This window comes from Bacillus sp. LH1, from assembly GCF_057924895.1.
In genome coordinates this window covers 3,894,804-3,920,067 of sequence record NZ_CM175007.1, presented here as the reverse complement: position 1 = coordinate 3,920,067, position 25,264 = coordinate 3,894,804, and the positions used below count along the sequence as shown (strand labels likewise).

General features: G+C 33.7%; 27 protein-coding genes and 1 riboswitch. Of the genes, 19 read left to right on the top strand and 8 right to left on the bottom strand.

Going from position 1 to position 25,264, the window contains the following annotated elements; translation table 11 throughout:
- The first annotated feature begins 18 nt into the window (after positions 1–18).
- The gene (gene comJ, locus ACX9TM_RS20140; RefSeq protein WP_000424030.1) at positions 19–408 is read left to right on the top strand and encodes a competence protein ComJ; all 390 of its coding nucleotides are present in this window, start codon (positions 19–21) and stop codon (positions 406–408) included.
- Between the two features lie 38 nt (positions 409–446).
- Here the strand turns inward: comJ and metE are convergent, their stop codons facing one another.
- The 3 genes from metE to ACX9TM_RS20125 all read right to left on the bottom strand — a co-directional run bounded on the left by metE (position 447) and on the right by ACX9TM_RS20125 (position 5,437).
- Positions 447–2,735: a 5-methyltetrahydropteroyltriglutamate--homocysteine S-methyltransferase gene (gene metE / locus ACX9TM_RS20135; protein WP_001007608.1), complete on the bottom strand. Its 2,289-nt coding sequence runs from the start codon at positions 2,733–2,735 to the stop codon at positions 447–449.
- 128 nt (positions 2,736–2,863) lie between these two features.
- Positions 2,864–3,051, bottom strand: a riboswitch (cobalamin riboswitch).
- Between the two features lie 197 nt (positions 3,052–3,248).
- Positions 3,249–3,806, bottom strand: a complete 558-nt coding sequence (locus ACX9TM_RS20130) for a PadR family transcriptional regulator (protein WP_000062067.1) — start codon at positions 3,804–3,806, stop codon at positions 3,249–3,251.
- 89 nt (positions 3,807–3,895) lie between these two features.
- Positions 3,896–5,437: an MDR family MFS transporter gene (locus tag ACX9TM_RS20125; RefSeq protein WP_000449912.1), complete on the bottom strand. Its 1,542-nt coding sequence runs from the start codon at positions 5,435–5,437 to the stop codon at positions 3,896–3,898.
- Positions 5,438–5,848: 411 nt separating this feature from the next.
- Here ACX9TM_RS20125 and ACX9TM_RS20120 point away from each other — a divergent pair, with 411 nt between their 5' ends.
- Positions 5,849–6,349, top strand: coding sequence for a hypothetical protein (locus ACX9TM_RS20120; protein ID WP_000708120.1), 501 nt, complete (start codon positions 5,849–5,851; stop codon positions 6,347–6,349).
- A 31-nt stretch (positions 6,350–6,380) separates the two neighbouring features.
- Here the strand turns inward: ACX9TM_RS20120 and ACX9TM_RS20115 are convergent, their stop codons facing one another.
- Entirely contained in the window at positions 6,381–6,614 is a 234-nt protein-coding gene (locus ACX9TM_RS20115; protein ID WP_000939448.1) for an SPP1 phage holin family protein, read from the bottom strand.
- A gap of 163 nt (positions 6,615–6,777) precedes the next feature.
- On the opposite strand from ACX9TM_RS20115, the gene ACX9TM_RS20110 reads away from it, so the two are divergent.
- Together ACX9TM_RS20110 and ACX9TM_RS20105 are read left to right on the top strand one after the other, a co-directional pair.
- Entirely contained in the window at positions 6,778–7,431 is a 654-nt protein-coding gene (locus ACX9TM_RS20110) for a diguanylate cyclase domain-containing protein (RefSeq protein WP_063220780.1), read from the top strand.
- 613 nt (positions 7,432–8,044) lie between these two features.
- On the top strand, positions 8,045–8,707 hold the full coding sequence (locus tag ACX9TM_RS20105) for a YkyA family protein (RefSeq protein ID WP_000922498.1): 663 nt from the start codon (positions 8,045–8,047) through the stop codon (positions 8,705–8,707).
- Between the two features lie 31 nt (positions 8,708–8,738).
- Here ACX9TM_RS20105 and ACX9TM_RS20100 read toward each other — a convergent pair whose 3' ends face one another.
- Complete coding sequence (locus ACX9TM_RS20100) at positions 8,739–9,197, bottom strand: YkyB family protein (protein ID WP_000804864.1); 459 nt, start codon at positions 9,195–9,197, stop codon at positions 8,739–8,741.
- 141 nt (positions 9,198–9,338) lie between these two features.
- Here ACX9TM_RS20100 and ACX9TM_RS20095 point away from each other — a divergent pair, with 141 nt between their 5' ends.
- The gene (locus ACX9TM_RS20095) at positions 9,339–10,913 is read left to right on the top strand and encodes a Ppx/GppA family phosphatase (RefSeq protein WP_002198132.1); all 1,575 of its coding nucleotides are present in this window, start codon (positions 9,339–9,341) and stop codon (positions 10,911–10,913) included.
- A gap of 109 nt (positions 10,914–11,022) precedes the next feature.
- Complete coding sequence (locus tag ACX9TM_RS20090) at positions 11,023–13,131, top strand: polyphosphate kinase (protein ID WP_000421678.1); 2,109 nt, start codon at positions 11,023–11,025, stop codon at positions 13,129–13,131.
- Positions 13,132–13,292: 161 nt separating this feature from the next.
- Here the strand turns inward: ACX9TM_RS20090 and ACX9TM_RS20085 are convergent, their stop codons facing one another.
- Both ACX9TM_RS20085 and ACX9TM_RS20080 read right to left on the bottom strand, forming a co-directional pair.
- The gene (locus tag ACX9TM_RS20085; protein ID WP_000283738.1) at positions 13,293–13,529 is read right to left on the bottom strand and encodes a hypothetical protein; all 237 of its coding nucleotides are present in this window, start codon (positions 13,527–13,529) and stop codon (positions 13,293–13,295) included.
- Positions 13,530–13,626: 97 nt separating this feature from the next.
- Entirely contained in the window at positions 13,627–14,484 is an 858-nt protein-coding gene (locus tag ACX9TM_RS20080) for a metallophosphoesterase (protein ID WP_002026257.1), read from the bottom strand.
- A gap of 232 nt (positions 14,485–14,716) precedes the next feature.
- Here ACX9TM_RS20080 and fadH point away from each other — a divergent pair, with 232 nt between their 5' ends.
- The 3 genes from fadH to ACX9TM_RS20065 all read left to right on the top strand — a co-directional run bounded on the left by fadH (position 14,717) and on the right by ACX9TM_RS20065 (position 17,625).
- The gene (fadH, locus tag ACX9TM_RS20075) at positions 14,717–15,481 is read left to right on the top strand and encodes a 2,4-dienoyl-CoA reductase (RefSeq protein WP_000660913.1); all 765 of its coding nucleotides are present in this window, start codon (positions 14,717–14,719) and stop codon (positions 15,479–15,481) included.
- Between the two features lie 255 nt (positions 15,482–15,736).
- Positions 15,737–16,954, top strand: a complete 1,218-nt coding sequence (locus ACX9TM_RS20070) for an EAL domain-containing protein (RefSeq protein ID WP_000564306.1) — start codon at positions 15,737–15,739, stop codon at positions 16,952–16,954.
- Positions 16,955–17,136: 182 nt separating this feature from the next.
- Positions 17,137–17,625: a DUF3993 domain-containing protein gene (locus tag ACX9TM_RS20065; protein ID WP_001233804.1), complete on the top strand. Its 489-nt coding sequence runs from the start codon at positions 17,137–17,139 to the stop codon at positions 17,623–17,625.
- Between the two features lie 81 nt (positions 17,626–17,706).
- On the opposite strand, the gene ACX9TM_RS20060 is transcribed toward ACX9TM_RS20065, so the two are convergent.
- Positions 17,707–17,943, bottom strand: coding sequence for a glutaredoxin family protein (locus ACX9TM_RS20060; RefSeq protein WP_000717875.1), 237 nt, complete (start codon positions 17,941–17,943; stop codon positions 17,707–17,709).
- Between the two features lie 233 nt (positions 17,944–18,176).
- Here ACX9TM_RS20060 and ACX9TM_RS20055 point away from each other — a divergent pair, with 233 nt between their 5' ends.
- From ACX9TM_RS20055 to ACX9TM_RS20010, 10 genes are all read left to right on the top strand, one after another.
- A complete protein-coding gene (locus ACX9TM_RS20055) occupies positions 18,177–18,413 on the top strand; it encodes a YkuJ family protein (RefSeq protein ID WP_000055151.1) in 237 nt (78 codons plus the stop codon).
- A 241-nt stretch (positions 18,414–18,654) separates the two neighbouring features.
- Positions 18,655–18,804 carry a hypothetical protein gene (locus ACX9TM_RS20050; protein ID WP_000440540.1) on the top strand — a complete coding sequence of 50 codons (150 nt, stop codon included), beginning with the start codon at positions 18,655–18,657 and terminating at the stop codon, positions 18,802–18,804.
- 74 nt (positions 18,805–18,878) lie between these two features.
- Positions 18,879–19,397, top strand: a complete 519-nt coding sequence (locus tag ACX9TM_RS20045; RefSeq protein WP_000348488.1) for a ribonuclease H-like YkuK family protein — start codon at positions 18,879–18,881, stop codon at positions 19,395–19,397.
- A 120-nt stretch (positions 19,398–19,517) separates the two neighbouring features.
- Positions 19,518–19,709 carry an antirepressor AbbA gene (abbA, locus tag ACX9TM_RS20040; RefSeq protein WP_001188692.1) on the top strand — a complete coding sequence of 64 codons (192 nt, stop codon included), beginning with the start codon at positions 19,518–19,520 and terminating at the stop codon, positions 19,707–19,709.
- 168 nt (positions 19,710–19,877) lie between these two features.
- Positions 19,878–20,321 (top strand): cyclic-di-AMP-binding protein CbpB, encoded by a 444-nt coding sequence (gene cbpB / locus ACX9TM_RS20035; protein ID WP_000623579.1) that lies wholly within the window; start codon positions 19,878–19,880, stop codon positions 20,319–20,321.
- A 179-nt stretch (positions 20,322–20,500) separates the two neighbouring features.
- Positions 20,501–21,385 carry a transcriptional regulator CcpC gene (ccpC, locus tag ACX9TM_RS20030; RefSeq protein WP_002026259.1) on the top strand — a complete coding sequence of 295 codons (885 nt, stop codon included), beginning with the start codon at positions 20,501–20,503 and terminating at the stop codon, positions 21,383–21,385.
- 71 nt (positions 21,386–21,456) lie between these two features.
- Positions 21,457–22,179 (top strand): 2,3,4,5-tetrahydropyridine-2,6-dicarboxylate N-acetyltransferase, encoded by a 723-nt coding sequence (gene dapD, locus ACX9TM_RS20025; RefSeq protein WP_000783241.1) that lies wholly within the window; start codon positions 21,457–21,459, stop codon positions 22,177–22,179.
- 63 nt (positions 22,180–22,242) lie between these two features.
- On the top strand, positions 22,243–23,373 hold the full coding sequence (locus tag ACX9TM_RS20020; RefSeq protein ID WP_000218672.1) for an N-acetyldiaminopimelate deacetylase: 1,131 nt from the start codon (positions 22,243–22,245) through the stop codon (positions 23,371–23,373).
- A 246-nt stretch (positions 23,374–23,619) separates the two neighbouring features.
- Positions 23,620–24,486, top strand: coding sequence for a cytochrome c oxidase assembly protein (locus ACX9TM_RS20015; RefSeq protein WP_001167324.1), 867 nt, complete (start codon positions 23,620–23,622; stop codon positions 24,484–24,486).
- A gap of 82 nt (positions 24,487–24,568) precedes the next feature.
- Complete coding sequence (locus ACX9TM_RS20010; protein WP_000504032.1) at positions 24,569–25,234, top strand: potassium channel family protein; 666 nt, start codon at positions 24,569–24,571, stop codon at positions 25,232–25,234.
- Positions 25,235–25,264: the final 30 nt, after the last annotated feature.

Sequence of the window (25,264 nt, the reverse complement as noted above, 5' to 3'; positions counted from 1 at the left end):
TGAAGGAGAAGGGGAACTATGGAGTTAACGATTTCTTATTCGCAATTAATGTTGATGAACTATGACGGTGAGCAGCCTTATGTAGATTGGACTGATGAAGATTTTGAAAGAGGTTATGCTAAGGCAGATGGAACTGTTATTTTTGAAGCACTTTCTGATTATACTTGTGAAGTGAAAGTGACCCCAGGGAAACATATTGAAAAAGAAGAAGTAGTTAGAACGATTACGGTTCCTTTTACAGTTGAAAATGAAAGTATCGTTATAACGAGTATTCTTTCTAATAAATTTCAAATACCTATTCCAAATGGTGAGTATACAGTTGTATTACAAGCAATTCCTCTTGAAGAGCCAACGGATGATGAATTATATAAAATACAATATGAATTCTTTTTTGAAAGTAAAGAATAAAAAATGGGTTATCCTGAGAAAAGGATAACCCATTTTTGTTATGCGTTTGTTTTTAAAAGGGAACGAGCATCTTTCGCTGCTTGCACCATATGTTCTAAAGCTGGAATAACTTCTTCTGTTCTTCTCGTTTTTAAACCACAATCAGGATTAATCCAGAAATATTTAGGATCACATACTTCTAAAGATTGTTCTACGATTTTATACATTTCATCTTTACTCGGTACACGTGGGCTATGAATATCATATACACCTAGGCCGATGCCTTTTTCATATGTTGTATGTTTTAATGTATCAATAAATTCTCCGTGACTTCTTGATGTTTCGATAGAAATTACATCTGCATCTAATGCGCGAATCGCGTCAACAATATCTTCGAAGTTACTGTAACACATATGAGTATGAATTTGTGTTTCATTTGCTACAGAAGAAGTTGCTAAAAGGAAGGATTGTACTGCCCATGTAATATAAGCATCCCAATCTTTTTCTTTTAGTGGCATTCCTTCACGAAGTGCGGGCTCATCGACTTGGATTACTCTAATCCCGGAAGATTCAAGTAGTTCAATTTCGTGACGAAGAGCTAGTGCAATTTGATACGAAACTTCTTTTCTTGGAATATCATTTCGAACGAAGGACCAATTTAAAATTGTAACAGGTCCGGTTAACATTCCTTTTACAACTTTCTCTGTTAAGCTTTGCGCATAAACTGTTTCCTTAATAGTCATGCCGTTAATAAAGGCTACATCACCATAAATAACAGGTGGTTTTACGCAGCGGGAACCGTATGATTGTACCCAACCGTTTTTAGTGAATGAGAAACCAGCAAGGCGCTCACCAAAATATTCGACCATGTCAGTTCTTTCAAATTCACCATGTACAAGGACATCAAGCCCAATTTCTTCTTGGTAACGAATCCATTTTTCTGTCTCTTTTTCAATAAATTGTTCATATTGTTCATTTGAAATAACACCGTTACGCCATTCTTTTCGCGTTTGACGAACTTCAGTTGTTTGCGGGAAGCTACCAATAGTCGTTGTTGGTAATAGCGGTAACTCTAGAGCAACTTGTTGTAATTCGTATCGTTTTTCAAATGGAAGAGGACGTGAAAAATCTTCTTCTTTTAGTGCTGTTCGTGCTGCTTTGACATCTTCTCGGTTACGTGCAGCAGATGAACGAATTGTATGATGTACGTTTCGATATGTTTCCAGCTCATTACTAATGCTTTCTGTACCTTGAGTGAGAGCGGAATGAATAAGAACTAACTCTTCTAATTTTTGATTTGCAAATGCTAACGCATCAAACAGCTCAGTCGATAAGTGAGTTTCTTCTGTTTTATCGATTGGTGTATGCAATAAGCTACAAGAAGGCTGAACGATGATATCTTTCGTTTGGACTTGTTTTTGTAACGTTGTAAATAACTCAAGAACTTCATCAAGGTCAGCTCTCCAAATGTTACGGCCATCTATACAACCGACAGCTAAAGTTTTATCAGCTGGGAATCCATATTTTGAAATAGCATTTAGATTACCTTCTTTACCATGAATGAAATCTAATCCAATACCGGATACCGGGAATGTAATAATTTCTTCATAGTTTTCTTCTACGCTATCAAAATATGTTTGTAAAAGAAGAGTCGCATTTGGAACCTCTTTACGAATAGCTTCATAAATTTCTTTTGCTTGTTGAACTTCTTTTTTAGTTAAAGAAGCGAAAATCGGTTCATCAACTTGAATGGCTGGTGCACCAGCTGCATGTAGTTCTGAAAGCAGTTGTACGTAAGGTGCAACTAACTGTTTTAAAATGGTAGGAAATTGTTCTTGTGTATAGCCTTTAGCTAATTTTAAGAAAGTATATGGTCCTAAAATAACAGGCTTTCCATCTACTCCTAATTCTTGTTTTGCCTCTTCGTATAAGCGAAGTGGACGATTATCTTTTAAAGAGATTTGTAATCCCTCTTCATATTCAGGAACGATATAGTGATAGTTTGTGTTAAACCATTTTGTCATTTCGGAAGCTACGTGATCTTTAGAGCCACGCGCCATTGCGAAATATACATCAAGGTAAGATGTAAACTCAGAAAAACGTGATGGAATAAATCCTAGCATATAGGCAGTATCCAAAACGTGATCATAATATGTAAAGTCGCCAATTGGAATGAGTTCAATCCCTTTTTCTTGCTGTACTTTTACGTGTTGAAGGCGAATTTCTTTCATTGTTGTTAAAAATTGTTCTTCATCGATTTTATTGGACCAAAAAGCTTCCAATGTTTTTTTCCACTCTCGTTGTAGTCCGATACGTGGATAACCTAAGTTACTTGTTTGAATTGCCATTTTAAATTCCTCCCTAATTGAAAGTAAGCATTTCCGTTTACTAGGAAATACCTATAACAAAAAGTACAAAGACATAGAAAATAAGCCTTCCTTTTTGTTTTAACACCTCATCATCATCCGTGAATCTATCAGTGTTGTTAAAACAGGCAGGTCTCCTGACTTATGCTTCATATAATTTCTTTTACCTTCCCGTTTTCACAGTGGCACCAAAAAGAAATCTCAGCATTTACAGTGGCGGGACCGTGTTGGAGTTTCACCAAGCTTCCCTTTTAAACACGAAACAAAACTTTCGTGTACCTATTTTCCTTTTGAAAGGAATTTAACAAGCGATATGATATTGAAACAAATTTTAACATAATTTTTGGAATTTTGTCTACTGTTTTAAAATAAGAAAATTCTAAAGTTTTTATTTCTTAGTATTCTGACTTTTTGTATTCTGGAGTAACGAATAATATTACAGTATGAAAAGAGAAATTGAGCTATGAAAGAAGTAGGGATGTCTTCTTTCATAGCTCAATCTTCATCTATAGCAACTTCTGAAAGTCGGCCTGCTATAGCATCTTTAAGGAGGGTGTTTAGCCATTGTAATTCAACTGTAATATGCTCAATTACACTTTGCAAAATATATAGTTGTGCACGTGGAACCTTTCCTTTATTACAATCATATATCGTTTGCATAGTATGTAAATATTGAAGAGTATCGTTTTTCTTTTTTTCTAAAATAGGAACTAATTCGTGATCATTGCTAAAGTGAGCGAAAGATAAGGCTGAATAAATAGGTTTATATATTTGGTTTTTGGCTTCGAATTGTTTTAATAGTAAAGTGTGGAATAGTTTTTTGCCTTCTTCTGTTATATGAAAAATCGTTTTGTCAGGTCGATTTGTGTCTCTAATTACACTTGTAATATGAATTGCCCCTTGCTTTTCTAATTGCTCGAAGGCGTAATAAAGTGATCCTTTAGCATATTTAATGTAACAATCCATTTGTCGTTCTTTCATAATATGCTGCACTTCATATGGATGTTTATCTCCTTCGAGTAGCAAGCCGAGAATGACTAATTTCATGCTCATGCTGTCTCAACTCCTGTATATAAAAACTTTATCCATATTATAAACGGCATATCCTTTTTCATAAAGGGATATGCCGCTTCTTTTTTATATTAACTAACTTGCTTTTGTTTTTCTTTCTTTTTAGGGCCTGTAAAGAGGCGTTCATTTCCCATAAGTAAAATACAAATAATACTTAGTACAGCCGGGATGAGTGCCCAGAAGAATGTGTTCGCAATAGATGTAGCGAGAGCTTCCTTAATACCCGCTAATATTTCAGCAGGAATTTTTGCGGTAGCGCCTGGTGATAATAAGAAACTTGTGTCTCCGCCTTTTGGAGCTAATTTTGCTAGTTCAGGGGGGAATACAGAGTTTAGTTTATCTGTAAAAATATGATTTTGAATTGTACCAAAAATCGTTACACCAAGAGTCATACCGAGTGATCGGAAGAATGAGTTTGTTGATGTCGCCGAACCACGGTCCCGCATTTCCAACTTGTGAATAGAAGACATACTTAATACTGAGAATGAGAAACCAACACCAAGCCCAGCGAGAATCATAAATAGTGTTACGAGTAAACGAGGTGTGTCCATTGTTAAAGTACTTAATAAATAAATACCAAGAACGAAGAAGACACCAGATACCATCATAATGTTACGATAGCTTGTTCGAGAAGCTAATTGTCCTCCCGTTTGACTTCCAATTACAGAACCAACCATCATTGGTGTTAAAATTAATCCAGCATTAGAGGCGGAACCTCCAAGGACGCCTTGAATGAAGATTGGAATATAAACTGTACAGATAATGAAAGCGGCACCATAGAAAAAGGCAACTCCTTGACTAGCTGCGAATAAAGGTTTTTTAAATAGATGGAATGAAATAATAGGCTCGGTTGCTTTTCGTTCTACAAAGAAGAAAATAATAAGCGTAATAACTACTGTTGTAAATAAGCCAATAATTACAGTAGAATTCCAGGCATATTCCTTACCACCAAGTTCTAATGCGAACATTAAGCAAACGATACTTATGACAAGTGTAATAGCACCAGCCCAATCAATTTTTTGTTTTCTAAATTCTAGAGACTCACTGTAGTATTTAGTAATGAAGAAAAAGGAGATAAGTCCTAATGGAATATTGATATAGAAGACCCAATGCCAACTTATATAGTCTGTAATATAAGCACCTAATAAAGGACCGAATACACTAGATGTCCCGAAAACGGCACCGAATAGTCCTGTCATCTTCCCGCGTTTTTCTGGTGGGAAGATATCGTACATAATTGTGAAGGCGATAGGCATAAGGGCACCACCACCGATCCCTTGAATAGCTCTATAAATACTTAATTGCTCAATGCTTGAAGCTGTTCCGCAGAGCGCAGAACCGAATAAGAAAAGAATGAGGCCACCAATATAAAAACGTTTCCGCCCGTACATATCAGAAAGTTTCCCGAAGATAGGCATCCCTGCCATTGTTGCTACCATATAAGCTGATGTGACCCAAACAAACTTATCAAATCCTCCCAGGTCTCCAACGATTGTTGCCATTGCGGTTGCAACGATTGTATTATCCATTGCGGCCATTAATATACCAAGCAGTAAACCAGCAACAACAAATTTTGTCTTGTTGGCTTCTTTTTTTAATGGTTGAGTTTCCAAATATAACCCTCCTTTAGAAATAAGTAAACTATATTAAATTTTGAGTGCAGTGGATAAAAAATTTAAATGTATAGTTGATGTTAATTTCTTTTCCATAAGTGCACTTATATGCCATAAAGAATATTATAGTCAAATTTGACTATAAGGCAAATTTTTTCTTCCGTCAAAATATTCTTTCGTATGAGTAGAGAACGAGTGAGCCATACGAATATTGCTATGAAGGGAATGAAGTAAATTGTAAAAAAATTTCATAAAGAACACCTTCTGTTAATAGATGAAAAATGGTTTTTTCTTCATATTGTCGAATAGGATAAAAGGAAGAGAAATATTAAACATTGCTTGTAGCAAGCTTTAGGAATTTGGGGAATTCATTGTGTGTATGTTACATCTGAAATGAGGTGAATATATATTATGAAAATATGGGGACGAATTTCGGATACAGGAAAGTATTCAATACCGCTACAACCAGTATTGTGGATTGACGGATCGAAAAAGGAAAACGAATTTCCTCAAGTAGCCGTTACATTACAAATTGGTAGTATGTATACAGAACAATTTTCGTATGAATTGACCTACGATGTAAACGACATACTTATTATGAGAATTGAAGTGGAAAATAAAGGGGTAGAAATGATTTCGAGAGTTGTTGTAAGTCATATGATTCGAGATTACTTTGCTTATATTCCTAATTCTTTAAAAGTTGATAAGGGGATAAGTGAGTTTTTATTCCAGCTTGTTAGATGGCGAATTGATGATTTGTTACCGAATGAGAAGGTGGAACTACGTTGTAAAATAAAAGCTAATAAAGATAAAGCTCTTAAACAAACATTCTTTCAGGCTACATATACATTTCAAGATAAAGAGATATCATATGGCCCACTGCAAACAAATGAAGTTGTTGTGCGTCAATGATAAAAAGGAACCTGTACAAAAGGTTCCTTTTTTAGTGAAGGTTGTGTTTTTTGAGTATTTTCTTTTGCTCCATTCCTTTTTTTCCTACATAGTTATTTTTGTAGCCAAAGTATAGAATAAATAAAAATGAAACAACATTAACAATAGCGTCGATTTGATCGTTTGTAATAAAGTGTATCCCGAAAGAGGTAAATAATAATTTTAATGATAATAGAAAACCAGCTAGCAAACGCATAGCATCTGATAGATTCTCTTTTTGTAGCATATAGATTACTCCTTTCTATAAAAGTTATATATTATATATATGAAATAGAGTAGAAAAGGTATACAAGCTTAAGCAGAAATGTACATTGCATATGTACATTTTTTATTTTGTAGAAAAACATTATTGATATAGAAACATATATTGGTATAAAAGGGGGAAAAGTATGAAACATAAAGGAAAAATTAGTGGATTATTGCTTGGCAATACTGTGGCAGTTACAGAATGGATTGCACTTCAGGATGTAATTGCAAAACTGGATTCACGATCATTTTATACCGTCTTTATTATTTATATATTGCAAATGATACTAAGTTATTATTTTGGACATTGGTACGATAAAAGAACAAACGAGCGTATGGGTATGGAAGTAGGAGGAATGGCAAGCAATGATTTTGTTGTTGATTTTTTTGGGAAAGTAGCTGCTTTATCTGAAAGAGATTCTCGTAATATTACAGTGTACATTCTTTCTGTAAAAGAATGGGAAGGGTTAAAAGACACGTTGCAAGAAAAAAAGTTGGGAGTGTTAGTACAAAAATTAGAGAGTACCATTGTAAAGACAATTCGGAAGGGCGATGTTGTTACAAAGTGGGATGAAAATAAGTACGTTATTGTAGCAATTGATAATGGTCATGAAACATCAACAATAACAAAACGATTAATGAAAAATATTGAAAGTGAAATAGAAGGTGATTTACTCAGTATCACTCTTTTATTTGGAGCAGCTAGCTATCCAGTAGAAGGAAAAACGTTTGAAGAACTGTTGAGAAAGTCGCAAAATCAATTGTACCAGTATAGAAATTTGCAAGAAAATGAGTGAAGCTTTGATTTGAAGATATATGATAGGAAGATGTTTTATTTGTAACATTTTTTTGACTTTTATTACAAAAAACGCCACGTTTGTAATAAAAGTCTTTAAAAATATATGAAATAAGCATATAATTATGATGGTAGTGCCAATGCAATTTGCACAGTGTGTTTTATTTTAAAAGTGTAGAGGAAAGCAAGCTCTACACTTTTCCTTTTTAGGAAATGAAAAGAATATTTGTAAGTTGTTGCGAGATATCGATTGTACTGTGTAAAATGAACAAAGAGATTAATTGATAGAAAGCTGGAAAGGGAATGATAGACGTGAGAGCGGAGCGATCACCTTTTATCAGGTGAACTATTATAGTCTTATTAAGACTGAGGTGAAATTCCGTGGATATTAAAGTAATACATAGTGTGAACAGGCCTTAAAAAACACGAAGTAGTATACTTAAAAATGGATATGGAATTGCTAAATAATTCAAAAAGAATAATGTAATATCAAGTAATAATTTGTACAAACAATATTAATGATCTTCGTAAAAAAGATGCGAGTGTATAGAACAATTACATATTTTATAACTTTTTTATATTACACGATGGTCGTTTATAAGTAGGAGGAAGAGATGTTGAAATATAGTAAATTAGCAATTGTAACTACATTATCAATGATTTTATTAGCCGGTTGTTTCGGTCCGAAACCAGAAGAAGAATTATATGTAGCGTTTGAAAACGCTGCTAAACAAGAAAAAACAATGTTTGAAGATGCAAAAAAACTTGAGACTTTAGAGAAAGAAGGACAAGAATTATATAACCAGATTGTTCAAGAAGGAAAAGATAATAATCAAACTGTTAAAGAAAAACTGAATCAAGCAGTGAAAAATACAACTGAACGAGAAAAAGTGCTTACAAAAGAAAAAGAAGTTTTAAATAAAGCGCAAGAAGAAGTGAAGTCAGCTGATAAGTATGTGAAGAAAATTGAAGATAAGAAATTGAAAGATCAAGCTGATAAAGTGAAAAGCACGTATGAGAAACGCCACGATTCATTTAATAAAATGTATGACAGCTATAACAAATCTTTAAAACAAGAAAAAGAGTTATATACAATGTTACAAGATAAAGGTACTAAATTAAAAGATATTAGTGAAAAAGTAAAAGTAGTAAATCAATCTTATAAGGATATTGAGTCAGAAAAAGATAAATTTAATGAATTTACAAAGTCTTATAATACAGAAAAAGTAGCTTTTTATAAACAAGCAAATATTAAAATTAAAGAAGAGAAAAAATAAAACAGTTTGGCCTACACTTGGCCAAACTGTTTTATTTTTTTGTATAAGTACGACTATACCATGGAACAGGCTCACTTAATTTTTTTTCTTGTTTTAATGCTTCAGGACCAATATAATCTTGAAGTGTTTTTTTTGCTACTGTTAAAGATAAGGTTGTTTTCGGATTTCGATAGGAGGATTCAAGATGACCAAGATGCGGTAGAATTCGAAAATCTTCTTTCGTAGGAGGGATGTGGAAAAAATAATCGCCTAAACGTATAAGGACATCAGATTGTTGTTGGCTAAAACGTGGGTTTCTAGAAAAATGCAATCCTTCTTTAATTGCTTTTTTTTCAGCAATCAAACGTTCTAAAGCTGTCTTTTTTAACCAGTATAAATATTTAGGATTAGTAGCTGCTTTAGCATGACGATTCACAACGAAAATAGATTGAGCTAGTCGATTAATAGAATGTTGGTTTTGTAATTGAGATTGTGGTTGTGAAGGTTTCATATTGAATCTCCTTTCAATTTTTCATTATTATACCATAAATAAAATAGGTATTTATTATACGCAAAAAGTGATTGTATATATTTTCAATATTAAAGCAATATTGTTACAAAAAACAACTATTTTGTATAATAGTCATAGAATATGTTTTTGAAATTTGATAATGAAAGAGTGAGAAGTTTGAAAGAAATATTAAAACAACAGTATGCCATTATAGATATTGGATCTAATACAATGCGTTTAGTTATTTATGAAAAGCAAAATGGAGGTTTTTATAAAGAGATTGAAAATACGAAAGTTGTTGCTAGGTTAAGGAATTACTTAATTGATGGTGTATTGAATGAAGAGGGAATAGAAGTATTATTACAGACATTATTTCAATTTCAAGAAAGTACAAGATTCCATCAGTTGCATCATGTACTTTGTGTTGCAACAGCAACAATTAGACAGTCGGAGAATCAAGAGGAAATTAAAAAGCTTGTTGAAGGACAAACGGACTTTACTCTTAGAGTATTATCAGAGTATGAGGAAGCGCGTTACGGATACCTGGCGGTTATGAATTCTACATCGTTTTCAGAAGGAATAACGGTAGATATTGGTGGGGGAAGTACGGAAGTTACATACTTTAGAAATAGAGAGATTTTAGAGTACCATAGTTTTCCTTTTGGGGCACTTTCTTTAAAGCAACAATTTATTAAAGGTGATATTCCTACTAAAGATGAGTTAGAGGGAATGCAACAGTATTTAGAGTTTCAATTTCGAACGTTACCATGGTTAATCAATAAGAAATTGCCTCTTATTGCAATTGGTGGTAGTGCTAGGAACTTAGTAAAAATCCATCAAAATTTAATATGTTATCCTATAGCAGGATTACATTTATACAAGATGAAAGAAGAAGATGTTGAAAGTGTAAAAGAGGAATTGGAAAAATTGTCGTTCATAGAACTTCAGAAATTGGAAGGATTAGCAAAAGATCGAGCAGATACGATTATTCCAGCGGTTGAAGTATTTCATACACTTGTTCATGTTATAGAGGCACCGGCATTTGTATTAAGTAGAAAAGGGTTAAGAGAAGGTGTTTTCTATGAAGAGTTGACAAAAGATTTGGGGATTTCATATTATCCGAACGTAGTTGAAGAAAGTTTGCATTTACTATCACATGAATACGAAATGGACATGGAATTTGTTATTCAACTTATTAAACATGGAAGACTAATTTGCAAACAACTTGAGGAAATAGGGCTTATTTCTATGTCAGTAAAAGACTGGGAAGTGTTCCATCAAGCTGCGAAAGTATTTAATATAGGCAAATATATAGACGAAGAAGCAAGCCGTTTACATACGTTTTATTTATTAGCGAATAAGACAATTGATGGCATGATGCATAAAGATCGAGTAAGGCTAGCGCTTATTGCATCGTATAAATCAAAAATGTTATTTAAACAACATTTATCTCCATTTGAAGGTTGGTTTGATAAAAGCGAACAAAAAAAAATCCGCCTGTTAGGAGCTGTTTTACAATTTTCAGCTACTTTAAATGTAAGGCAACGATCGCTTATTGATACCATATCTATAACAGAAAGCGAAGAGGGATTAACGTTTAAAGTTTTATGTGAACAATCGGCATTAGCAGAAAAAGTACAAGCTGAAAAACAAAAAAAACAGTTAGAAAGAGTATTAAAAACGAATATTAATTTATTATTTGAACTAAAACATTAGGGTTGTACGGATGTCTTTACGAAAAATTTACACTTTGTAATATTGTAATTTGATAAAATGAAATTAACTAAATTATAGTAAAAAAGTTTCAAGGGGAAGTGTGAAGAGAATGGAATTATTGAAGGGGAATGCAGTAAATTTAAATGATACAGCTTATTACAATAATCGAGAGTTAAGTTGGTTAGCATTTAATGAACGTGTCTTACAAGAAGCGCAAGATGCAAATAATCCACTTTTGGAAAGATTGAAATTTATTAGTATTTTTAGTTCGAATTTAGATGAATTTTTTATGGTACGTGTAGCGGGATTAAAGGATCAAGTGAGTGCTGGATTTAATCAACCAGAAAATAAAGCTGGCTTAACACCGAAAAAGCAATTAAATAAAATTGCGATAAAAGCCCATGCACTAATGACAGTACAATATGATACATTTAAAAATTATGTATTACCAGCGCTTGAGTTAGAGGGAATTGAACGTTTAACATTCAATGATTTGACGAAAGAGCAGCGAGAATTTATAGAAGAGTATTTTGACGAGCAAATTTTTCCGGTGTTAACTCCTGTAGCTATTGATGCATATCGCCCATTTCCAATGTTATTAAACAAAAGTTTGAATTTGGCTACTCTTTTATATGATGAGAAGCAAGCAGAAGAAGAAAACAGGACGAAGTTAGGGATTGTGCAAGTTCCTTCATTACTTGAGCGCTTCATAATTTTACCGAGTGAAGGGCAAAAGCATAAATTTATTTTATTAGAAGACGTAATTAGTAGCTTTACTCATAAATTATTTACGGGATATACAGTATCATCTGTTACTCGTTTCCGTATTACACGCAATGCAGATTTAACGATTCATGAAGAAGGTGCGAGAGATTTATTAAAGGTAATTGAAAAAGAATTAAAAAAGCGTAAGTGGGGGGCTGCTGTACGTTTAGAAGTTGGGAAAGAACACATTGATGAAAGAGTATTAGCATTATTATATGAGGTTCTGGAAGTAAAAGATGAAGATGTATATATAATGGATGGCCCATTAGATTTAACATGTTTGTTTTCTTTATATAAAAAACTAGCTCCTTTATATGAACATCTTGTATATCCAGCTCTTATTCCGCAACCGCCTCAAGATTTAGGTGATGAAGAAGATGTATTTGAAAAAGCAATTGAGCATGATATTTTATTACATCATCCTTTTGAATCATTTCAGCCGGTAGTTGATTTTGTCCGTGATGCGGCAGACGATCCGAATGTACTTGCGATTAAACAAACGTTATATCGTGTAAGTGGTGATTCACCGATTATTCAGGCGTTAAAGATAGCGGCTGAAAAGGGAAAACAAGTGACGGTATTAGTTGAATTAAAGGCAAGGTTTGATGAAGAAAACAATGTTCACTGGGCTAAAGAATTGGAACAGGCAGGCTGTCATGTTATTTACGGTGTCAGTCACTTGAAAACACATAGTAAAATTACGCTAGTTGTAAGGAGAAAAAACGGAAAAATCGAAAGGTTCGTACATCTCGGAACTGGGAACTATAATGATGCAACAGCGAAGTTATATACTGATTTTGGATATATTACATCAAGAAAAGATTTTGGGGTCGATGCAACCAATTTCTTTAATTATTTAAGTGGTTATACAACAAAGCCACATTTTCATCATTTATCGGTTGCTCCATTTGATATAAGAGAGCAATTTATGGATTTAATAGATGAAGAAATCCGTTATCATAGGCAATATGGAAATGGATATATTATCGCTAAGATGAATTCATTAACAGATAAACCGTTAATAAAAAAAATGTACGAAGCATCACAAGCTGGAGTAAAGGTAGAGCTCATTGTTCGAGGAACATGTTGCCTACGACCTGGTATTCCAAATGTAAGTGAAAATATTCGTGTAGTTAGTGTTGTTGGAAGATATTTAGAACATAGCCGTATTTATTATTTCCATCATAATGGGGAGGAGAAAATATATTTATCTTCAGCTGATTTGATGACGCGAAATATGGAGAAGCGAGTGGAAATATCTTTCCCGATATTAGATATTGAAATGAAGGCACGAATTAAGGCGATTTTACAGCTTATATTAGCTGATAATGTGAAAACACGTGAACAAAATAAAGATGGTGATTACTATTATGTTATTAATGGTAGTACAGAAGAAATTGATAGCCAAGTGAAGTTGTTTAAGATGGCGTATCAAAATACAGACGCTGAATAATGAAAAAAAGTAAAAACCTCTTATGTCCATAAGAGGTTTTTACTTTTTTCTACTCATATGCTCCAAAAATAGAAGGATGAGTAGAAACAATAGTTTTATTATAAGCGTGTAATGAGATGGCTCGTTGAGAGAATAATATTTGAAAGAATCGTTACTTTAACCTAGTAATAGTAGGGTTGCTGACATGGTCCACCGTAACAAGGATAAGGTGCTGGCGGCGGGAAAGGTGGTGGATAAGGTGGATAAAATGGTCGAGGGCCGAAAGCTAATGCTCCGCCGAGCAATCCACCAGCAATTCCAGCTAGAAAGGGAACACCAAAAAACGGGAAGAAGCGTGAGTCGCCTACTGGACCAATAGGTGCTGAACGGACTGGAATTGGTTGATAATATGGATACATGAACATACCTCCTTTATTGGACTCACTTTTATCATATGGTAAACGAAACATGGATGAGCGCGTACAAGAAAGGATATGTAAGAAAATAGGCGAATTATTACGAATGTTGGAGTGTGAAAATTGTGATTTCAGGTTTTGACATGAAACGAAATGGGACACGTGTTCTTCCGAGGCCTCGATTGACATAGAGAGTTAAATCCTGCATCGTATAGAAGCCTTCAATATAGTCTTTGGCGAGTGATGGTGTAATAATAGCCCCTAAAAAAGGAATTTGTACTTGTCCGCCATGGCTATGACCAGAAAGTTGCAAGTTGATTGGATATTTGGAAATTTGCGGCGCGATATCTGGCTCGTGAACAAGAACGATGTTATAAGTATTTTGCCGTGCATGTTGTAATGTTTTCTCTATTTTTGGTTTGCCTAGTAGTATATCATCGAGACCGAAAATAGAAATTTCACTATTATCCATTAGACGAATTCTTTTTTTACTATTTAGCAATAGTTCAAATCCTGATTCACGCATGATGTGCTCATAGTATTCAGTTCCATATCCACCGTGATCATGGTTACCATAAATAGCGAATTTACCGAAGGGGGCTTGTATATTTTTTAAAATGGACGCGACAAAAGGAGTGTCAGTATACGTTTGATAATTATCAATGAGATCTCCGGTAAAAAGGACAATATCTGGATTTACAGCATTAATTTTAGAAACAACTTGAGATAAATGTTGAAGCGAGAAATAGTATCCGAGATGTAAATCGCTGAATTGAAGAATTTTCATACCATGAAAACTTTTTGGGATGAGTTGTGATTTTAATGTGTGCTGTGTAAAAGAAATGAAATGGGGTTCTATATATTTAGCATAGTAGTATCCGATGCCACTGGTTATAAATGAATAGAGACAAGTACGCATACCAATTTTTAAAAAATTTCTTCTTGTAATGTGCGTCATAAAAATATGAGTATACCTCAATGTTTTTATTCCATTTACAGGCTACTCAAATCTCCTTTCAGTTTATTTAAAAATATACTTTACATAATAAAAAATTAGTATAGATTACGAAAAAAATGAATAAAAAGAAAGTTCTTTACATTAAAATATCAGAAAAGTTTAAAAATATAAAGATTTCTATTAAATAAAGTGATAAAATGAATGTGTATTCATTTTTTTGGAGGGGATGTATGTGAAAGAAAAGGTAGTTATTATAACAGGTGGATCGAGTGGAATGGGAAAAGGAATGGCGACTCGCTTTGCAAAAGAAGGGGCACGAGTTGTTATTACAGGACGTACAAAAGAAAAACTAGAGGAAACAAAGTTGGAAATTGAACAATTTCCAGGGCAAGTATTACCTGTACAAATGGATGTAAGAAATACGGATGACATTCAGAAAATGATTGAACAGATTGATGAGAAGTTTGGTCGAATTGATGTTTTAATAAATAATGCAGCTGGAAACTTTATTTGTCCAGCAGAAGATTTATCCGTGAATGGCTGGAATTCGGTCATTAATATTGTATTAAACGGTACATTTTACTGTAGCCATGCTGTCGGAAAATATTGGATTGAAAAAGGTATAAAAGGGAATATCATTAACATGGTAGCAACATATGCATGGGATGCAGGTCCAGGAGTTATTCATTCGGCTGCAGCGAAGGCAGGAGTATTAGCGATGACGAAGACGCTCGCTGTTGAGTGGGGACGTAAATATGGAATACGAGTTAACGCTATCGCTCCAGGACCAATTGAACGTACGGGCGGTGCTGATAAATTATGGATTTCAGAAGAAATGGCTAAGCGTACGATACAAAGTGTTCCGCTTGGAAGGCTGGGTACGCCAGAAGAAATCGCTGGTCTAGCTTATTATTTATGCTCAGATGAAGCTGCGTACATAAATGGAACTTGCATGACAATGGATGGAGGACAACATTTACATCAATATCCATTTTAAAAGGGATAAAAAAATGAATGTTTGATTCATTTTTTTACGGTTAAATGTGACGGAATTGTGACATATGAAAGAAAAGTGTTTACAAGAGGTCATATATACGTTATATTTAAGACCTCTTTTTTCTTCATAGTAGAATTGCTAATTCCCCTTAGCATTTTACCCCTCTAATCCCTTCAGGAAAACTGAAGGGATTTTTTATTATTTTTCCGTAAATATCATGTTATAATTTTTGAAAAGTAAAGGGAGGGAAGCACGTTGATAGATGCATTAGATGTAATGAGTAACTTGGATAAAGTCCTTCCTTATTATCAAGCTATTTTTAGTGCTGATGAGCATACTGTAATTGGATATGAAGTAGTAGGACGTATTCAAACAGAAGAGGGCATACAAAGTTTAGCTTCTTTCTTTCACGATGATTCGATTCCAAGTGAATTTCAACTGGAAGCGGATAATATTATAGTAGAAAAAGCTTTAAATCGTTATTTAGAAAGCGATCAAAAATTATTATTATTTATACATCGGAATGCTAATGTATTAATGAATGATGATGATGAAAGCTTGCTTCAACTTTTATTGAGGTATGAAGAACAAGGTTTAAATTTAAAACAAATTGTTTTAGAGATTACAGAGCATGAATGTAAAGAAGATATAGAGCAATTTAATCATTTGCTTATGTATTATCGTACATATGGTATTCAAATTTCGATTAATAAAGTCGGAACGGGTACAAGTAATTTAGAGCGTATTAGCGTGTTAGCACCTGATATTTTAAAAGTAGATTTAACGAACTTAAGGCAAACAGCACTTTTACAATCTTATCAAGATATTTTATATTCTTTATCATTACTTGCTAGAAGAATTGGTGCAACTTTATTATATGAAGAAATAGATGCTTTTTATCAACTGCAATATGCTTGGAAGAACGGTGGAAGATATTATCAAGGTAATTATTTAAAAGAATGTTTACCTGATTTTATTGAAACGAATGTTTTGAAAGAGCGACTAGGTAATGAATGTCATCAGTTTATTCAGCATGAAAAGAAGAAGTTACAAAAAATTTATAATTTAACAGAGATGTTACGCGATCGCATTGGCGATGTTTTATCAAAACAAAAAAAGAATGAAGATATAAATGATTGGTTATTACAATTTAGTCAAAGTGTATCACAGTGTAGTTTTCGTATATTTATTTGTAATGAAGATGGTTTCCAACAATCAGGAAATGTTATGAAAAAAGATGGAGAATGGATTGTGATGCCGGATTATTATATGAAGAACTGGAGCTGGCGCCCGTATTTTCTCGAGAATATAATGAAAATGCGTTTTGAGAATAAGGCGAGGCTTTCAGATTTATATGCAGATATTGAAACGGGAGAAATGGTACGAACATTTTCTTTCCCGATTGATGATGACAACTTTTTATTTATAGATTTATCTTATGAATATTTATATGAAGAAGATGTTTTATTTTAATGCACGAAGAGATTCGTGCATTTTTTGTTTGTTTTTATCATAAATTGGTAATAGTGAAAATGGTGATGAAAATGCTGTCTATCGTTGTAAAGATTTTACGAACGAAATCTGTCCTTTCTTTGCATAATCATTGTTACAATGAATACTACAAAGACAAGTTCTTTTAAAAGGAAGGTGAAAAAATGAGGAAATATGGAATATGGCTTGTTCTATTTGTATGTGTTGCCTTTCTAGTTGGTTATAGTGTTACGACTGTTTTAGGAAAAGAGGAAGTGGAAGTCGATCGGAAAGAAGTATTTACAACGATACAAAAAGGCTATGAAACCCAGTTTTCAATTCGTGGGAAGCATTTGCCGATGAATAAGATGATAGAGACGTTATCACCGTATTTTACAGATAATTTCCTTCAAGTATTTACAGATGAAAATAGCAGAAGTGATAAACAAAGTGGTGAATATTTACTTCCGGCAAAAGAAGCACCGTTTTCTTTTAATTCAGAAACGAAAATGTCGTATGATGAAGAACATAAAAATTTATATGTATATGAGCGGACAAAAAGTGGACAATATCAAATTGTAACATTGAAAAGGGATCAAGATAAATGGAAGTTAGCAGGATATCATGAAAGTCAGGAACTTTTAACTGAAATAAAAAGGTTGCAACAATTATAAAGTGAAACTTTTAATCAGTGGGTGGGAGTTTTACTACCTACAAATAGCGGGATAAGAATAGGAATAGGTATTTACCTATTCCTATTCTATATTGAGTAGTTGTTGTAACTTTTCAATTTGAAAACCTGCAACTACTTCGCCATCAATTACGACTGTTGGAGTTGAATAAGAATCATAGTCGTATAAAAGACGATTGCGAGCAGCAGCGTCTTTTTTTACGTCAAATTCTTCATATGCAACGTTATTATGCTTCAAAAATTCTTTTACAATAACACATGGCGGACAATCGGGTTGTGTATAAACCTCAATTTTTTTCATTGTAATTCCTCCTTTTTTCTGTTTTTTATTATATTCTTCCAGTATAAAAACCGCAATAATGAAGGAGAAATATGTTCTTTCTATTTTTTCCTTCGCATTTCGACAAATTTTTAGTTGAGTTTCTGGCCAATAACCTTTATCCTAGAGTGTGGAACATTTTTTCTGTTATGACGGATAGAATGAGTATAGCTGTAAAACCTATTGGTAGGAAGATCAGAGAAAGGAGAGATTTCATGTCTCTACTCCAAGGAATTTTAACTCGACTTGTTAGTCTACAAGAACAAGCTGAAAGCGGTGAAGTAGCACAACGCTATTTTGAAGTGAACGGTGAGCGCAAATGTAGCGTGAAATTTTTCGATAAAAGTGAAATGTATGAGTTAGAAGTGTATCAACAAGGTGAAAAACCTCAAGTATATCAATTCGATAATATCGACATGGTTGCAATTGAGATTTACGATATCATTTCTTGATACATATAAAAAAGGTACTGCCACATGGCAGTACCTTTTTTAGTTCTATTACTTTCTAGCATAATGTATAGAAGTTTTTTATTTTTCCTACAATGGTATTAAAATGAAAATTTAATCCGTGCAAGTTTGCTTATCCATGTGGATAATTAGTCCCGTCAACCGGGTGAATATGTGAAGCTAAACTTCTCACTATCTCTGGGTTTTGCAAATAGCGGGAGAAATATAACTAGGAGGTTATCGTATGGAACGTTTACCAGTTGTGATTTGTCCTAATTGTCAAAGTTCTGCTGAGATTATTCATGTATTAACGGCTCAATCTAATCAAAATGTAATTTATACGTGCCAAGTTTGTCACTTTGTAATTCGAAATATTGAAACGAATAAAGGATAGGAAGTTATAATTTTAGTTTTTGTCCCATACAATGAGAATACGAAAAGTCTGTCTAATTGAAAGGACGTGACTCTGTGGACGGTGCACATAAATTTTACAATGTTTCAGAGAGACATTTAAATTTTGATATGGTCTTTAACCGTATTTGTAGTTTCATTGAAAAGGATCCGCGAAATTTGTATCGATTATCCATTGGGACAGACTCGCAAGCGCATCAAAAGGATACGAGGTTTATTACAGCAATCCATATTCATCGTGTTGGAAAAGGTGCCTGGGGTTGTTTACACCATAAATCAGTAAAAGATAAGCCAGCGACCTTACGTGAGAAAATATATTTAGAAACGCAGTTTAGTCAAGAAATCGCATGTCTATTTACGCCTACTCATATACAAACAATATGGGAGTTATTGCATCCTTATGCTCAAGATGGGGCTGGATTCATAATGGAAATTCATTTAGACATTGGGAATGATGGCTTAACAAAAGAATTTATTTTAGATATGACAGAAAAAATTCGGGCGATGGGATTAACTGCAAAAATTAAGCCGGATGCTTATGCGGCGTTTAGCTATGCAAATCGATATACGAAATGATTTTTTTGTATGTGTACGATTGTTACATATCTTTAAACGAAAACTGAATATTACATCTATTAAATAGGTTGAATTTTTTATATAATAAGAGTAACGATGCGAGTGTAAGGAGAGGGGTATATGCAAAGGGAAGTTGTTTTAACGAAGGAAGAAGAAAGTTTACTACTAGATATTTTATTTCAGCAAAATTACGCAAGTGAAATTTTAGCTGTGGAACTTACAGATATTGAGAATGGTTTGAAACAGACAGATGTGATGCAATATAAAAAAATCACAAGGTTATTTTACAGATTAAAAAATAAAGGGTATTAAGCGCTACCGGAATGGTAGTCTTTTTTTTGTGCGGTATGCTAAAATAGCTGTGTGATTGTATTTTTATTGAAATAAATTTAGGACAAAATAATAATATGAAAACGCTGTCATAAAATGTGAATAGAGTTGTGAACATAAGCAGGAAAAAGGGAAAATGGGGGATGTAATATGATTAGTATTCCGAAAGACGAATTTCAACAAATTCTTGTGAAGGATTTAATGATTTCATCGGAAAAAGTAGCTCATGTCCAAATTGGAAATAGTTTAGAACATGCTTTACTCGTTCTTGTAAAATCTGGATATTCAGCGATACCTGTCTTAGATCCAATGTATAAACTACATGGTTTGATTAGTACTGCCATGATATTAGATGGTATGTTAGGATTAGAACGTATTGAGTTTGAAAGGCTCGATGATATGAAAGTAGAGCAGGTGATGAAAGAAGATATACCTGTTCTTAAATTAGACGATTCATTTGCAAAGGCTTTAGAAATGACAATTGATCATCCTTTTATTTGCGCTGTTAATGAAGAAGGCTATTTTGAGGGGATTTTAACACGTCGGGCTATTTTAAAATTGTTGAATAAGAAAGTAAGGCAACATAATCGATAAAGTGAAAAAAGTGACTTCATAGAAACGAAGAAGTCACTTTTTTTTCGTGCATATCACTTGTGTATGTATTATATTTAAAAAGACATAAAACATAAGGAAAGTTTGTGCTGGACAATTGTATTTTCTGAATGAAAGCATTCGGGTAAATTAAGGATGAAAAGCTTATTGAAATAAGGTGTATGGAAGCTAAGGAAAGAGGGAGAAAGTTGCAAATTGATGATTTTCAAATGATGGTTGTGTTAGCTCAGGAATCAAATATGAGAAAAGCGGCGGAACGTTTATTTGTTTCCCAACCTGCGCTGAGTCAACGATTACAATCTATGGAGAAACAATGGGGAATGAAGTTTTTTATTCGCTCACAAAAAGGATTGACAATTACACCTGAAGGGGAAAAAGTTGCAAATTATGCCAAAGAAATGTTGCAAAGGGAAGAAGATATAAAAAGTGAGCTGGCTGTTTTCAGAACGGAAACTCATGGAACGTTAAAAATAGCTGTTGCATCAGTTATTGGTCAATATTGGCTCCCTCCTGTTTTGAAAAAGTTTGTGCATAAATATCCTTCTGTAAAGATATCGCTGTTTACTGGATGGAGTAGTGAAGTGCAAAAGCAGTTTTATGAAGGAGACGTGCATGTTGCTATACTGAGGGGAACACAAGAATATAAAGGTCAGAAGCAACAATTATTTGAAGATGAACTGTATTTAGTTGATAAAGAAATAAAAGATATTTCGATGTTAAAAGAAACAAATAGGCCGTTCATTCAATTTAAAAGTGACTCGACTTATTATGGACAAATACAAAATTGGTGGTATGGTTTATTTTCTAATCCGCCTAAGCGAACGATTGTAGTTGACCAAATTGAAACATGTAAACAACTTGTTTTAAATGGTATAGGTTATGCCCTTTTACCTTCTACTGTTTTAAAGGAAGTACAGGAAAATATGTATAAAACACCTGTTCAACTGACGAGAGAAACATGGTTGTTAACAAGTGACTCGGCAAGGCAGTTGAAGCAAGTACAAGCATTTTTAGAAATTATAGAAGAAATTCAAAGGGGAAAATAAGATTATTATCTTGCTACTCGCTCTTTCGTTTGGTAGAGTAACATTATAAATGGATTTAGGAGGCAACAAGAATGAAAATGATGGACGCTAACGAAATTATTTCGTTTATTCAAAAAAGTGAAAAGAAAACTCCTGTAAAGGTATACATAAAAGGGGATTTAAAAGAAGTAACATTCCCTGAAACAGTACAAGCATTTGTGAATAAAAAATCAGGTGTATTATTCGGAGAATGGTCTGAAATTAAGACAATTCTTGATGAGAATAATAAGCACATCGTTGACTACGTTGTAGAAAACGATCGTCGTAATTCTGCAATCCCAATGCTTGATTTAAAAGGTATTAAAGCTCGCATCGAGCCAGGTGCTATTATTCGTGACCATGTTGAAATTGGTGACAACGCTGTAATTATGATGAATGCAACAATTAACATTGGTGCTGTAATTGGTGAAGGTTCTATGATCGACATGAACGCAGTACTTGGTGGACGTGCAACAGTCGGTAAAAACTGTCACGTAGGTGCAGGTGCTGTACTTGCAGGTGTTATTGAGCCACCTTCTGCAAAACCAGTTATCGTTGAAGATGATGTAGTAATCGGTGCAAATGTAGTTGTTTTAGAGGGTGTTACAGTAGGTAAAGGTGCAGTTGTAGCAGCGGGAGCTGTTGTAACAGAAGATGTGCCTCCATACACAGTTGTTGCAGGTACTCCAGCACGTGTAATTAAAGAAATTGATGAGAAGACAAAAGCAAAAACAGAAATTAAACAAGAGCTTCGTCAATTAAACCCAGAGAAATAAAAAGTAAAAAAAGCGTAAGAGCGTAAATGGGCTCTTACGCTTTTTATAGATAGAGGTGCAAAAATGACAGTAAGCAAATTTGTCCAAATTCGTAGAGATCTACATAGAATTCCAGAAATCGGATTTAAGGAATGGAAAACACAACAGTATATTTTAGATTATATAGGAACACTTTCTCATGAATTTGTGGAAGTGAAGACATGGAAAACGGGTGTAATCGTTAAAGTAAATGGAAAAAATCCCGAAAAAATAATAGGTTATCGTGCAGATATAGACGGTTTACCAATTACAGAGGAAACTGGATACGAGTTTGCTTCTATTCATGAAGGAATGATGCATGCATGTGGCCATGATGTACATACAACAATCGGTTTAGGCCTTCTAACGAAAGCTGTGAGCGAAAGAATAGATGATGACCTTGTATTTCTATTCCAGCCAGCAGAAGAAGGACCAGGCGGTGCTCTTCCTATGTTAGAAAGTGAAGAGTTAAAAGAATGGAAACCAAATATAATTCTTGGTCTTCATATTGCACCAGAATACGCTGTGGGGACAATTGCAACGAAAGAAGGACTGTTATTTGCCAATACTTCAGAATTATATATTGATTTAAAAGGGAAAGGTGGCCATGCTGCCTATCCACATACTGCAAATGACATGATTGTTGCAGCGAGTCATCTTGTTACACAGCTTCAATCCGTTATTAGTCGCAATGTAAATCCTCTTGATAGTGCAGTAATTACAATCGGGAAAATTACTGGTGGTACGGTTCAAAATATTATTGCAGAAAAATCTCGTTTAGAAGGAACGATTCGAACATTATCAGTGGAATCAATGAAGCGTGTGAAAAGCAGAATTGAGTCAATTGTTGCAGGTATCGAAGCTTCTTTCCAGTGTGAGGCGATTATAGATTACGGAGCAATGTATCATCAAGTATATAACCATGAAGAGTTAACGAGAGAGTTTATGGAATTTGTACATAAACAAACTGATATGAATGTTATTACATGTACTGAGGCAATGACGGGTGAAGATTTTGGTTATATGCTTCGAGAAATCCCTGGATTTATGTTTTGGCTTGGAGTAAATTCAGAATATGGTTTACATCATGCAAAATTAAAACCAGACGAAGAAGTGATTGAAAAGGCAATTACATTTTTAAGCCAATATGTAAAGTGGAAAGGGAATAGAAAATAAAACTTCCACTTTCTTGAAGGTTCCAAAAAACTTTTTGTTCTGAGGTGTAAGTAACGCTCGTATAGATTGATTTTAGACATTGACATACAAATGGAAGAATTAAAGTTAATTGTACTGTTTTAATAATGAGCAGGGGGGTTAGCCACTGCTCATTATTAATTATTTGACTAACTTATATATGTTTACTTTTAGTATGAAAAGTGTGTAAAATCAATGTGAAACATAGAAAAAAGGGTGGGGAATTACGTGCAAATTAGCAGTGCGATTTTATGTTTCGTCTTATATGCGTACGTTATTATTGCGGCGGTTTATTTTGGGATAAGTTTTTATGCCTATCGTCTAGTAGATAATAATGAATATGACGAAACATACAAATGGGTGAAGAGATATTTATCACCTGTACTAGAAATTATGAATGGGTTTGTGCTCTTTTTATTTATTGGATTAATTGCTTTTTCAACGAGTTTAGTAGGGAATAAAACTACGTTATTTGTATTGGGTATCATTATTTTTATGTTGTTAGGAATAAGGATTGGTAATACGGTCTTTTGGAATGAAAGAAAAGTAGATGGTTGGACGGGAATGTTAATTCCGTGCATGTTAGCTGCAATCGTGACAAATATAGAGCATGAATATTATCAATTACATTTTTGGCTTATTATCGTTTTAACAATTCTTTCTGTTTTGTATATAAGCACAGTAGTACTAACATATATTGCACATGAAAAAGGAGATGTTAAAGGCACTCGTTTCTTTAGAGGACGGGCATTATTTTGGAGTGTGCCGACGATGGTAGTTATCGCGCTTATTGCGATATTAGTAAATGGATATCAATTTTCTAATTGGCAACTATTTTTAGAAAATTGGTGGATCTTTATCTTTTCGTTTATTGCTTTTTTAGGTGCAACGCATTATTTATTCCATCAACATCATTACATATGGGCGTTGTTATTTGCATTCACACAGCTTCTATTTGCCTTTTTTGGTCAAGAAACATTATTATTCGTTTTTGAAACATTTAGTTCTTTTGGAAATATATTTGTATTTGCTATGCTACTTGTTGGTATCGCTTTTTACTTGCAACAATATTTTTATATACAAAAACAAAAATAAGAGCTAATTACAGTTTTTGTGACGCATATAAAGTGTGTTACACTGAAAATAAATAGTACTTGAAGTTATTGGAGGAATTCCCGTGGGTGAGAAAGAAAAAGAATTTGCTGTCATTGGACTTGGTCGCTTTGGTGGAAGTATTTGCCGAGAATTAGCTCAATTAGGAATGGAAGTAATGGCAATCGATTCAGATGAGGATAAAATTAATGAATTTGCAAATATAGCTTCGCATGCTGTAATTGCAGATTCAACAGATGAGATGGTATTAAAAAGCCTTGGTATTCGAAATTTTGATCACGTAGTCGTTGCTATTGGAGATAATTTAAATTCAAGTATTTTAACGACTTTGATTTTGAAAGAGTTGGGTGTAAAAAATATTACTGTAAAAGCTCAAAATGATTATCATGAAAAAGTGTTAAGTAAAATAGGTGCAGATCATATTGTGCATCCAGAACGTGATATGGGAAAAAGGATTGCTAATAATATTGCATCAAGCAATGTGCTAGACTACCTTGAGCTTTCAGATGAGCATAGTATTGTAGAGATTATTGCGAATAAAAAAATTGATGGGCACTCTTTAATTGAATTAGATATTCGTGCGAAGTTTGGATTGAATATTGTAGCAATTAAACGAGGCAAAGAAGTTATCGTATCCCCTCGAGCTACGGAGAATATTCAAGCAGGAGATATATTAATTGTCATTGGTCATGACGATGAAGTGGATCGATTTAAACACTTTTTAAGATAAGAGAAAAGAAAAGGACAATGCCTTCATGGC